Annotated in this window: 8 protein-coding genes; 1 reads left to right on the plus strand and 7 read right to left on the minus strand. The window is 63.1% G+C overall.

The annotated features are described in order from the left end of the window. The first annotated feature begins 111 nt into the window (after positions 1–111). Positions 112–315: a hypothetical protein gene (locus ACF8EA_RS13910; protein ID WP_286918920.1), complete on the plus strand. Its 204-nt coding sequence runs from the start codon at positions 112–114 to the stop codon at positions 313–315. A 69-nt stretch (positions 316–384) separates the two neighbouring features. On the opposite strand, the gene cmoB is transcribed toward ACF8EA_RS13910, so the two are convergent. From cmoB to ACF8EA_RS13945, 7 genes are all read right to left on the minus strand, one after another. Continuing rightward, entirely contained in the window at positions 385–1,341 is a 957-nt protein-coding gene (gene cmoB, locus ACF8EA_RS13915) for a tRNA 5-methoxyuridine(34)/uridine 5-oxyacetic acid(34) synthase CmoB (RefSeq protein ID WP_392522358.1), read from the minus strand. Next, entirely contained in the window at positions 1,338–2,081 is a 744-nt protein-coding gene (cmoA, locus tag ACF8EA_RS13920) for a carboxy-S-adenosyl-L-methionine synthase CmoA (protein WP_392522360.1), read from the minus strand. Before cmoA ends, cmoB begins: the two co-directional genes overlap by 4 nt. Positions 2,082–2,170: 89 nt before the next feature. Further along, a complete protein-coding gene (locus ACF8EA_RS13925; protein WP_103462995.1) occupies positions 2,171–2,563 on the minus strand; it encodes a protease inhibitor I42 family protein in 393 nt (130 codons plus the stop codon). A gap of 151 nt (positions 2,564–2,714) precedes the next feature. Then, positions 2,715–5,132 carry an endopeptidase La gene (lon, locus tag ACF8EA_RS13930; protein ID WP_084850804.1) on the minus strand — a complete coding sequence of 806 codons (2,418 nt, stop codon included), beginning with the start codon at positions 5,130–5,132 and terminating at the stop codon, positions 2,715–2,717. Positions 5,133–5,335: 203 nt separating this feature from the next. Beyond that, positions 5,336–7,747 carry a glucose/quinate/shikimate family membrane-bound PQQ-dependent dehydrogenase gene (locus ACF8EA_RS13935; protein ID WP_021785727.1) on the minus strand — a complete coding sequence of 804 codons (2,412 nt, stop codon included), beginning with the start codon at positions 7,745–7,747 and terminating at the stop codon, positions 5,336–5,338. 30 nt (positions 7,748–7,777) lie between these two features. After that, entirely contained in the window at positions 7,778–9,112 is a 1,335-nt protein-coding gene (locus tag ACF8EA_RS13940; RefSeq protein WP_209963804.1) for a carbohydrate porin, read from the minus strand. Positions 9,113–9,715: 603 nt separating this feature from the next. Next, a complete protein-coding gene (locus tag ACF8EA_RS13945) occupies positions 9,716–11,758 on the minus strand; it encodes a TonB-dependent receptor (protein WP_392522362.1) in 2,043 nt (680 codons plus the stop codon). Between the last annotated feature and the right edge of the window lie 85 nt (positions 11,759–11,843).

Genomic DNA, 11,843 nt, shown 5'->3' on the forward strand with positions numbered 1-11,843 from the left:
GAACAGTCCACACAAGGCCACATTGCAGGACTGTAATCCCCGCCTCACCTTGCCGTTACCCAGCCCTCGCTAGGATGGCCGTGTCCGATCGGTTATTACGAGGCAAACACGATGAACCTGACCAAATACCTGCTGTTGGCCACCCTTGCCCTGGGCAGCGCCAGTGTTTATGCCGAGGGCGGTGCGGAGCGCTCCAGGCAGTTCTGGCAAGCCTTCCGCGAAGACCAGCAGCGACTGCACGGCGACAAGCAACAGGCTGTTGCCGAGCGCGAGCGCAAGGCGCAAGAGAAGGCGCGTGAGTTGGCCAAGGATTGAGGTAACGACACCTGCGCCGCGACGGCTCCTCGCCGCAGGTGTATTCAGGCGCCCATGCGGGCGCCTTTTTTATTTGCGCGCCAGCAGGGTGGCGCGGCGTGGGGCTGGCAGGCCTTCGATGGTCTTGCTGTGGTCGTTCGGGTCGAGGAAGTCGCTCAGCGACTGGTAGCGCATCCACTCGGTGCTGCGCTGTTCCTCGACGCTGGTCACGCTCACGTCGACGCAGCGCACATCGCTGAAGCCGGCACGGCGCAGCCAGCGGGCCAGCGCCGGTACCGACGGCAGGTACCAGACATTGCGCATCTGTGCGTAGCGGTCCTCAGGCACCAGCACCTGGTTTTCGTCGCCCTCGATAACCAGCGTTTCCAGCACCAGCTCGCCACCTTTGACCAGGCAGTCCTTGAGCGCCAGCAGGTGCTCGATGGGCGAGCGGCGGTGATAGAACACACCCATGGAAAACACGGTATCGAAACCTTCCAGGTTGGCGGGCAGGTCTTCCAGGGCGAACGGCAGGTGCCAGGCCGGCAACTCCGGCAGGTATTGCTGCACGGCCTGGAACTGGCAGAAGAACAGCCAGTTGGGGTCGACCCCGATCACCATGTCCGCGCCGGCGCCGAGCATGCGCCACTGGTAGTAACCATTGCCGCAGCCCACGTCGAGTACGCGTTTGCCCTTGAGGTCCAGGTGCGGGCCAACCCGCGACCACTTCCAGTCCGAACGCCATTCGGTGTCAACGTGCACGCCAAACAGGTCGAACGGCCCTTTGCGCCAGGGCGACAGGCCCATCAGTGCCTGGCGCATCTGCGCACGGGTGGCGTCGTCGCAGTCGCAATCCAGGCGCAACCCGTTGACCAGGTCGATTTCACTGGGTTGCAGGGCGGGCAGGGCTTCCAGCGCCCCGCGCCAGCGGTCGAGGTCACCGTGGCCCTTTTCCAGCTTGGCGTCCAGTTGCGCTCGCAGGCCTTGCGACCAGGAAGCCAGGGGCGTGCCCGCCAGGCGGCGGACGAGGGGAGACAGATCGATCATGGCAGGGCTATCAACGAGGCGAAGTTAAGGCATTGGAACCAAGGCACCACCTTCGAGAAACCGGCTGCGCGCAGGCGTTCCTGGTGGGCTTCGAGTGTATCGGGCTTCATCACGTTCTCGATGGCGCTGCGCTTCTGGGCGATCTCCAGTTCGCTGTAGCCATTGGCCCGTTTGAAATCCAGGTGCAGCTCATTGAGCAGGTCCTGCTCTTGCTCATCGGCGAAGCGCAGCTTCTCCGAGAGAATCAGTGCACCGCCGGGCAGCAGCACCTGGCGGATTCGCCCGAGCAGTTCAAGGCGCTGGTCAGGGGCGATGAACTGCAGGGTGAAGTTCATCGCCACGACCGAGGCGGGCTCGAAGGGCAGGGCAAGGATATCGGCCTCCAGCACCTGCACCGGCAGCAACTCCTGGAACATCGAATCTTGTGCAGTGAGGTACTGGCGGCAGCGCTCGACCATGGCGGCGGAGTTATCCACCGCGATTACCCTGCAGCCGTCACTGCGTACATGGCGACGCAGCGACTGGGTAACGGCACCCAGCGATGCGCCCAGATCGTACAGCGCGGTGCCTGGCTGGGCGAACCGAGCGGCCAGTACGCCGAGGTTCTCGACGATGGTTGGGTAACCGGGTACCGAGCGCTTGATCATGTCCGGGAACACACGCACGACGTCTTCGTTGAAGACGAAGTCGGGCACCTGCTCCAGGGGTTGGGAGAAAAGGCGGTCGGGTTGTTTGCTCACGGCGAATCCAGGCGGCTGGTGATAGGCAGGGGGCGCATTCTAGCCAAACCGCAGCCTGGATGCATGGTTGGCTGACCAGCGCTTTGCGTTCAATTGACCCGAATGGCGCAATCGAAGGTCTGCACCGGGCGCACTTCCGGGGCCCAGGGTTGCTGGTAGACCAATACCAGGTTCCCTTCGCCAGTCGCGCGGGCCTGGAAGCGCCAGGTTGACATGCCCGAGCTGCCGACGATGCCGGTGTCTTCAGGCGCGCTGTAAACCTCGGGGCCAAGGCTTTGCAACACGTTGGGCGCCGGGTTCTGTACCAGCCAGCGGTAGCCGGTGGTGGGGTTGCTGGGCAAGGTAAGCGTGAGGATCTGGCCGACCTGCAGGCGCTTGGGGCATTCGCTTTCGGCGTCTAGGTCAACGGGCTGCGACGGTTGTTGCGCGCAAGCAGAAAGCAGGGCAAAGCTCAGGGGAACGAGCAGACGAGGAGAGGTCATGGTGGCTCCGAAGGCTGGCGATGGCCTGAGGATAACCGATGATCGAGGAAATTTGTGTTGCCTGTGCCGGCCCTTTCGCGGGCAAGCCCACTCCTGCAAGGGTTCGCTATCCCTGTAGGAGCGGGCTTGCCCGCGAAGAGGCCGGTGCAGGCTAGAACAGCACTTTGGCCACGTCGGCAAAGCGCTTGGCGAAGTGAACTGTCAGGCCTTCGCGCAGGTACTCCGGCAGTTCTTCGAAGTCGCCGCGGTTAGGCTCAGGCAGGATCAGTTCGAAAATCTTCTGTCGCCGCGCCGCAATCACCTTCTCGCGCACGCCGCCAATCGGCAGTACCTGGCCAGTGAGGGTGAGCTCGCCAGTCATGGCGACACCTTTTTTGGCAGGCTGGTCGCGGGCCAGTGAAAGCAAAGCGCTGGCCATTGTGATGCCGGCACTCGGGCCGTCCTTGGGCGTGGCGCCTTCGGGTACGTGCAAGTGGATGAACGCTTCGTTGAAGAAACCTGTATCCCCGCCAAATTGCTTGAGGTTGGAACTGATATAGCTGTAGGCAATTTCGGCAGACTCCTTCATCACGTCACCCAGCTTGCCGGTCAGCTTGAAGCCGCGGTTGTGGGTGTGGATGCGGGTTGCCTCGATCGGCAGCGTGGCACCGCCCATGCTGGTCCAGGCCAGGCCGGTGATCACGCCTTTGCCTGCCAAAACCTGTTCGCTGCGGAACACCGGCATGCCGAGTGCTGTTTCCAGGTCTTTGGTACCGATCTTCAGCTTGGCTTCGGGGTTATCCAGCAGCTTGACCACAGCCTTGCGCACCAGTTTGCCCAGTTGCTTCTCCAACTGGCGCACGCCGGCTTCGCGGGCATAGCCGTCGATCACCATGCGCAGTGCGCTGTCGCTGATGCTGAGGCTGGTCTTGGAAACGCCGGCCTTTTCCAGCTGCTTGGGCCACAGGTGGCGCTTGGCGATGGTCAGTTTTTCTTCGGTGATATAGCCGGACAGGCGGATCACTTCCATGCGGTCGAGCAACGGCCCGGGTATTGAATCAAGGGTGTTGGCAGTGCACACGAACAGCACCTTGGACAAGTCCAGGCGCAGGTCGAGGTAGTGGTCGAGGAAGTCGACGTTCTGCTCGGGGTCGAGGGTTTCCAGCAACGCTGATGCCGGGTCACCCTGGTAACTCTGGCCCATCTTGTCAATTTCGTCGAGCATGATCACCGGGTTCATCACTTCGACGTCTTTCAAGGCCTGCACCAGCTTGCCGGGCTGGGCGCCGATGTAGGTGCGGCGGTGGCCCTTGATCTCGGCTTCGTCACGCATGCCGCCGACGCTGAAGCGGTAGAACGGCCGGCCGAGCGATTCGGCGATGGACTTGCCGATGCTGGTCTTGCCCACCCCGGGCGGGCCCACCAACAGCACGATCGAGCCGCTGATTTCGCCTTTCCAGGCGCCCACGGCGAGGAACTCGAGGATGCGCTCCTTGATGTCGTCGAGGCCGGAGTGATACTGGTCGAGGACTTTGCGCGCATGCTTGAGGTCGAGCTTGTCTTTGCCGTACACGCCCCACGGCAGGGCGGTGGCCCATTCCAGATAATTGCGGGTGACGGCGTATTCGGGCGAACCGGTTTCCAGAATGGCCAGTTTGCCCATCTCTTCATCGATGCGCTTGCGTGCCTGCGGTGGCAGGGTCTTGCCTTCCAGGCGCTGTTCGAACTGTTCGAGGTCGGCGCTGCGGTCGTCCTTGGTCAGCCCCAGCTCCTGCTGGATGACCTTGAGTTGTTCCTTGAGGAAGAACTCGCGCTGGTGCTCGCCGATCTGCCGGTTGACCTCGGCCGATATCTCGTTCTGCAAGCGCGCGACTTCCACCTCTTTGCGCAGCATTGGCAGTACCTTTTCCATGCGTTTGAGCATGGGGACGCAGTCGAGCACTTCCTGCAGCTGGTTGCCGGTGGCCGAGGTGAGCGCGGCGGCGAAGTCGGTGAGCGGCGAAGGGTCGTTGGGGCTGAAGCGGTTGAGGTAGTTCTTCAGCTCTTCGCTATACAGCGGGTTGAGCGGCAGCAGCTCTTTGATCGCGTTGATCAGTGCCATGCCGTAGGCTTTGACCTCGTCGGTCGGCTCGGCGGGCTGGCGCGGGTATTCGACTTCGACCAGGTAGGGCGGGCGGTGGTGCTTGAGCCAGTTGCGGATACGCACCCGGGACAGGCCCTGGGCGACGAACTGCAATTTGCCGTTTTCGCGGCTGGCATGGTGCACCTTGACCAGCGTGCCGTACTGCGGCAATGCCGAGGTGTCGAAGTGGCGGTGGTCTTCTGGCGGGGTGTCCATGAAGAACAGCGCCAGGCAGTGGTCCGGTGACTTGGCCACCAGGTCGAGCGTTTCGGCCCAGGGCTCTTCATTGACGATGACCGGCAGTACCTGGGCCGGGAAGAACGGGCGGTTGTGGATCGGGATGACGTAGACCTTGTCCGGCAGCTGCTGACCGGGCAGGGCGAGAGCGTGGCCGGCTTCGGCCTGGAGGGTGTGTTCGACTTCGCTGTGTTCGTCAGGGTGTTCGGGGAAATCCTGCTGGTCGCTCATGGGGCACCTGCGTGAATGACTATGGTGCTTAGATGGGGCGGGGAGGGATGGGTTTCAATGGTTCGGGCGCAGCCTTGTGTCGCGATTGGGCTGCGCAGCAGCCCCAGAATCCATCCAGCATTCTAGATCGTTGGGGCAGCTGCGCGACCCAATCGCGACACAAGGCCGCTCCCACAGGGTTGAGCCTGCGGGAGCGGTGTAGCTTACTCAGCTAATTTGTAAGCGATGATGTAATCGCCCATCTTGGTGCCCAGCGAGCCATGGCCGCCGGCAGTCACCAGCACGTACTGCTTGCCGTCCTTGCCGGTGTAGCTCATCGGCGTAGCCTGGCCACCCGCTGGCAGGCGCGCTTTCCACAACTCCTTGCCGTTGTTCACGTCATAGGCGCGCAGGTACTGGTCGAGCGTGCCGCTGAGGAAGCCGACGCCACCGGCGGTGACGATCGAGCCACCCATGCTCGGCACGCCAACCGGCAGGCCGATCGGTAGCGGGGTGCTGTCGCGGGTGGTGCCGTTCTTGTGTTTCCACACCACCTTGTTGGTGAACAGGTCGATGGCGGCGACGTAGCCCCAGGCGGGTGCCTGGCACGGTACGCCGAGCGGCGACATGAACGGGTGCATGGTCACGGCATACGGTGCGCCGGTGTTCGGCTGCACGCCGCTGGTCTCGCTTTCGCGCTTGCTGCCTTCGGCAACCTGCTCACGTGGAACCATCTTCGACACGAACGCCATGTAGTTGGGCGAGGTGAACAGCAGCTGGCGCACCGGGTCGACCGACACGCTGCCCCAGTTGAATACACCGACATTGCCGGGGTAGACCAACGAACCTTGCTCGGATGGCGGGGTGTACTGGCCTTCGTAGCGCAGCTCGCGGAACTGGATGCGGCACAGCATCTGGTCGAAAGGCGTGGCGCCCCACATGGCCTGTTCGGTCAGCTCTGGGCCGAGCAGGTTGAGGTCTGAGCGGGCCTGGGTTGGCGAGGTGTGGTCGCCTTCCACTGCACCTTGTGGGGTGGGGATCTCGCGGATCGGCACGATTGGCGTACCGTCGCGGCGGTCGAGCACGTACAGGCTGCCTTGCTTGGTCGGTACGATGATCGCCGGTTTCACGCCATCGTCGGTTTTCAGGTGGACCAGGGTCGGCTGGCTGCCGACGTCCATGTCCCACAGGTCGTGGTGGGTGAACTGGTAGTTCCAGCGTGCCTTGCCGGTGGCCAGGTCAAGGGCGACCACGCCGGCGCTGTACTTCTCGGCGCCTGGGGTGCGGTCGGCGCCCCACTGGTCCGGGGTCTGGTTGCCCAGCGGCAGGTAGATCATGCCAAGGTCTTCGTCGACGCTGGCGATCGACCACATGTTGGCCGAGTTGCGGCTGTACATTTTGCCGGCAGCCAATGGCTTGGTGTCGTCCGGGTTGTTGCTGTCCCAGTTCCACACCAGGTGGCCGTCGTGCACATCGTAGGCGCGGATCACCCCGGACGGCTCATTGGTCGACTCGTTATCGGTGACGTGGCCACCGATGATCACCAGGTCACGGGTAATCGCAGCAGGCGAGGTGGAGTAATAGCCGCCGGCGGTGAACGGGCCAATGCCGGTGGTGAGGTCGATCACGCCCTGGTTGGCGAAGCCTTCGCAGACCTTGCCGTTGTCGGCGTTGATGGCGATCAGGCGGGCATCCGCGGTAGGCAGGTAGAGGCGACGCGGGCAGGCTTGGGCCACGGCCTGGCCTGCGTCGGTAATTTTCGGCGCCGGGCTGCCGTCGCGGCTGACGTAGCGGTTTTCGTCATAGTACGAGACGCCACGGCACGTCATGTGGGCAAAGCCCTTGAAGGTGCCGGTCGGGCTCTTGACCTGCGGGTCGTAGCGCCAGATTTCCGCGCCAGTGTCCGGGTCCAGCGCCAGCAGGCGGCTGTGCGCGGTGCAGGCGTAGAGCATGCCGTTGACCTTGAGCGGGGTGTTCTGGTTGGTCAGCTCCACCGGGTCGTTTTCGGTTGGCAGATCACCGGTGCGAATGCGCCAGGCTTCTTCCAGGCGGTAGGCGTTCTGCGGGGTGATCTGGCGCAGCGGCGAGTAGCGGTCGCCATGCTCGGTACGGCCATAGGCCTGCCATTCGCCGTCGGGCATGGCGGGGGCGGCGCTGGCCATTTCGCTGCTGTCGCGGCCCAGTTCGCCAAACACTTCACCGGGATGGGTGAACTGGCTGCCCAGCGCGCAAGCGCCCGAAGCTACCACTGCGACGCCGAGCAGTGCAGTATTGGCTTTGCTGGCCGGGCCGATCAGCGGGCGACGTGCCCACGGTAGCAGCAGCACCACGCCGATGGCGAACCAGATGGCCAGCCGCGGCACCAGTTGCCACCAGTCCAGGCCTACTTCGAGCAGGGCCCAAACGGTGCTCCCCAGCAGCACCAGGCCATACAGGCCCAGGGCGATCCGGCGTTGGGCCAGCAGCAGGATGCCCGACAGGGCAAAGCCGATACCGGCGATCAGGTAGTAAAGTGATCCGCCTAGCTGGCTCAGCTTGATACCGCCGGCCAGCAGGGCCAGGCCCATCAGCAACAGCAGCGCGCCAACCAGGCGCGGTAGCCAGCGGCTTCCTTGGTTCGCACCTTCAGTGCTCATCGTAGGTTCTCCGTCAGGTCAAAAAAGGGGTTAGAAACTGCTCTGGATCTTCAGGCCGCCGATCAGGGCGCCATCGACCTGCGACACCCCGCCCGGGTGGCGGATGTACTGCAGGTTGGGGCGTACCGTGAGCCAGTCGGCCAAATGGATGCCGTAGTACAGCTCGGCGCTGTACTCGGTGTCCTGCACTGGCAGGAAGCCTGGGTTGTCATAGTCGTAGAGGCCGGCGGCCTGGTTGGCCAGGCGGGCGTTCTTGCGATAGGCAGGGTTGACGTGCACGCGGGCCAGGGCGAAACCGATGTCGTCCTTGGCGCGGGCATCGAAGGGCCCTTTGAATACCAGTCCTGCCTGCACATAGTTGTCGATGGCATTGGTCTTTTTGTCATGCACCGTGGCGTTGGCGAACACGCTCAAGCCGCGCGACTGGTCGGACGCCAGCGAGGTGACCTGCTGCTGGGCGCCGATCCACAAGCCGTGCTTGCTCGAGCTGCTGCGGTAGGCGGCGCCGCTGATGGCGGCCGGCTGACCGTTGCTGTCCTTGAGAACATCTTGTGCCTTGGCATTACTGTAGTAGTAGCCGGCACGATATTCCCCTTTCAAACCTTGGATACGTGGGGTCCATACCAGTTCGAACGGCATTACCGCACCTTGGGTGCCGCTGCCGCTGAGCTTGAAACCATTGCCAGATTCGAGGTTGGAAGGGTTCTGCTCGAAGACGCCGACCTGTGCGTACAGCTCAGGGGAAAGGTTGTAGCGCACGCGCAGGGCCCACTGGCTGACTGGCCAGTTGTACCAGATGCCACCCACCCAGTTGCCCACCTGCGAGCCGCAGAAGGCCAGGTTCTGGAAGTCGCAAGGGAAGCTGTTGAAGTCTTCGCCTTCACCGAAGCGGCCGAATTTCACATCCAGCGCACCATCGAAGTACTTCTGCTTGATCCACATCTGCGTCAGCCGCCAGGTTTCGCCTCGGCCCCAGACTTCCTGGGCGGAGGTGAAGCCGCCGACACGCGGGTCGTTGATGCGGTCGTTGCTGATGTTGTCGCCGTGGCGCTCGGTGATGGTCAGCTGGAGTTCGGTGTCGTGCCAGCCGAGGATCTTGTCCAGGTCCAGGTGGCTGCCAAAGGTGAACTGGTCGCTGTAGCGCGCGGTGCGGTCGTGGTCGTAGCCGCCGTGCAGGTTGCTGCCCATCTCGCCGGTGTAGCCAAGGGTGAAGTCGTAGCCTTTTTCCAGCAGTTCGCTGCGGGTTCCACCCCAGTCGCCGAGCATCCACGGAGAGTCGCTGGCGAACATTTCGCTGGCGCTGGCGGGGGTTGCCAAGGCACTGAGGGCGAGGCCGATGTAACAGGTTTTAGGCAGTTGGAGCATGAGATAGCGCTATCTTTTGATTATTGAAAAAACGGCAAGCGCATCGAAGGGCGGGCCCCTCAATGGATATGGCGACAAGAGTGTTCGATGAAGCGTTTCAGCTTGCGGCGGGGAGGATATAGGGGAAGCTGTAAGAAAAAAAGACAAATTGTCGCAGATGATTGTTGCTGAACGGGCAACAGTCGAGGTCGGTAGGGGAGTGGGCAGCCGGTGAACCCGCCACAGAGATCGCATAAGGGCTGACAGGTGTTGGCCACAAGATTTGCAGCGCCTGGGGGATCGAGCGCCGCCCGCGCGGCGCGCATCGCGAGCTGGCGCTCGCTCCTACGTTTGTTTCGGGCCAGTAACGCCTGTGCCAGGCGCGCGCGACCGCCTTGTTCGTACGACGCGATATCGAGCCAGGCGCCAAAGCGTTCGCGTGCATATTCCGCAGGAATGATTGGCCCGAAACAAACGTAGGAGCGAGCGCCAGCTCGCGATGCGCGCCGCGCGGGCGGCGCTCGATCTCACAGGCGCTGAAGATGCTGTGACGAGCACCTGGCAACCCTGATGCAATCGCCAGGAACCATAGAATCTCCCACACCCATCTTCGTCGCGTCTGGTTCAGAAGGTCGTACGCAACCCCACTTCCACACTGCGCCCCGGCGCCGGCGCGATATCGCGCAGGATCGAACTGGCATAGCGCACGGTCTGGTCGGTCAGGTTTTCGCCGCGCACAAACGCCAGCCACTGGCTCTGGCCAACGTCGAAGCGGTAGCCAACGCTGGCCCCCAGCGTGGTGTAGCCATCGGTGCTGGTTTCGTTGGCGGGTTTGCGGTGCTGCGATGCTGCATGTTGCACATCTACTCGCGCCTGCCAGCGGTCCAGCTCCCAGACCAGGCCGCTGTTCAGGCGCAGCGGCGCGATGCGGGGCAGTGGCTCGCCACTGTCGAGGTTCTTGGCCCGGGTATAGTCACCGGACAACTCCAGTGCGAAGCTGCCGTAACGGTTTTCGGCCAGCTGCCAGCGGTCCTGGGCCTCGATGCCGTAGAAGCGCGCCCGCACGCCTTGGTACTGGTATTCCGGGAAGCCCTCATGGTCATGATCGTGATCGTGGTCATCCTCGTCATGGTCATGCCCGCCCTCGCGGGTGTTGCCGGTACCGATCAGGCCGATGTAGTTGCGGAAGTGGTTGTAGAACACCCCGACACTGCCTTTATGGGTGCCATTGTCGAAGCGTAGCGCCAGGTCGGCGGAAATGGCCTTTTCCTTGTTCAAACTGGCGTCGCCGACTTCAAAGGCCCCGGTGGCCACGTGCGCGCCATTGGCGTACAGCTCGTAAAAGGTCGGGGCACGCTCGGTGTAGCCGAGGTTGGCCGCCAGCGACCAGATGGGGTCGAGCTGGTACACAGCCCCCGACGACAGGCTGAAGGCGTTGAAGCTGCTGGCGCTGTCTGCGTCGACGAAGTTCTCGTTGCCTTTGGCGTCAGGATCTACGCGGGTGTGCTCCATGCGCGCACCCAGGCTCAGGTTCAGGCGCTCGCTGGCTTGCCACTGCTCGAGCATGAACAGTGCCACGCTGTCGGTATCGGTATGCGGGACGAAGGCTTCCTCGCCGAGGGCCGAGAACTCGTTACGGCTGACTTGTGCCCCAATGATCCCTTCCACTGGTCCGAGTGGTTGGTGGCGGGCTTCAATACGCGCTTCGTAGCCTTTGTTCTTGAAGGTGGTATGGACTTCGCCTTCTTCGATTTCTTTGTGCTCGTAGTCGGTGTAACCGGCATCTACCTTGACTGAGCTGAACGGGCCGTCGAGGTCGCGCAATTCGGAGGCGAAGGCGTAGTGGTCCTGTTTCATGTCCAGGCGCACGCCGGACTCGGCCACTGAGCCATAGTTGCTGTCGTAGCCGCTGTACGACAGGCCGGCGTAGCCGTGGTCCCAGTGGTAGGCACCACCGATTGCGCCGCCGTCCTGGCGACCGTCGCTGTTTTCCAGGCGGTGTTTGCTGCCGGGCTCGTCGGCATCGCGCACTTTGGCGCTGCGGGCGTAGCCAGGGATGCGCAGATCGTTGAACTGGCGGCTGTTGGCATCCAGGTGCAGGGCGAAGGCACCGTTACCGGCCTCCAGCTTGCCGGCACTGCTGCGGGTGGTGTCGGCGCCGCCGTAACGCAGTTCACCGGCACCGTGGATGCCCTCGATGGGCGAGTCCGGGATGCGGTTGTCGAAGGTGTTGACCACGCCGCCGATGGCGTTACCGCCATACAGCAATGCGGCCGGGCCACGGACGATTTCGACGCGATCGACCGTTACCGGGTCCAGGGGCACGGCGTGGTCATAGGACAGCGACGAGGCATCCAGGGCGCCGACGCCATTGCGCAGGATGCGGATGCGGTCGCCATCCAGGCCGCGGATCACCGGGCGGCTGGCGCCAGGGCCAAACCAGGTAGAAGCGACGCCGGGCTGCTTGTTCAGGGTTTCACCCAGGCTGCCATGCTGTTGTTGCAGCAGGTTTTCGCTTTCGAGCACGGTGCTGGGGGCGGCCAGTTGGCGGTTACCCAACGGGTTGGCGGTGATGACCTGTGGTTCGAGTTCTACGGCCTGGCTGGGGGATGCAGCCAGCCAGAGTGCGACGGCAAGGGGAGAGAGGCGAAGCGGTGTGTACAGCATGGGGATGAGGCGTTCCTTGGCAGATGCTTTTTAGTGTTACAACATAACATAACTATTCCATCACAGAGGTTTTGTCTCTGACCAG

The sequence above is a fragment of the Pseudomonas sp. YQ_5 genome, from assembly GCF_043103305.1.
Classification (GTDB): domain Bacteria; phylum Pseudomonadota; class Gammaproteobacteria; order Pseudomonadales; family Pseudomonadaceae; genus Aquipseudomonas; species Aquipseudomonas putida_Y.

What these genes read in the sequence shown, in the direction of transcription:
- ACF8EA_RS13910 (WP_286918920.1), top strand. Translation starts at nt 112, where the DNA reads ATGAACCTGACCAAATACCTGCTGTTGGCCACCCTTGCCCTGGGCAGC.
- cmoB (WP_392522358.1), bottom strand. Translation starts at nt 1,341, where the DNA reads ATGATCGATCTGTCTCCCCTCGTCCGCCGCCTGGCGGGCACGCCCCTG.
- ACF8EA_RS13925 (WP_103462995.1), bottom strand. Translation starts at nt 2,563, where the DNA reads ATGACCTCTCCTCGTCTGCTCGTTCCCCTGAGCTTTGCCCTGCTTTCT.
- lon (WP_084850804.1), bottom strand. Translation starts at nt 5,132, where the DNA reads ATGAGCGACCAGCAGGATTTCCCCGAACACCCTGACGAACACAGCGAA.
- ACF8EA_RS13935 (WP_021785727.1), bottom strand. Translation starts at nt 7,747, where the DNA reads ATGAGCACTGAAGGTGCGAACCAAGGAAGCCGCTGGCTACCGCGCCTG.
- ACF8EA_RS13940 (WP_209963804.1), bottom strand. Translation starts at nt 9,112, where the DNA reads ATGCTCCAACTGCCTAAAACCTGTTACATCGGCCTCGCCCTCAGTGCC.
- ACF8EA_RS13945 (WP_392522362.1), bottom strand. Translation starts at nt 11,758, where the DNA reads ATGCTGTACACACCGCTTCGCCTCTCTCCCCTTGCCGTCGCACTCTGG.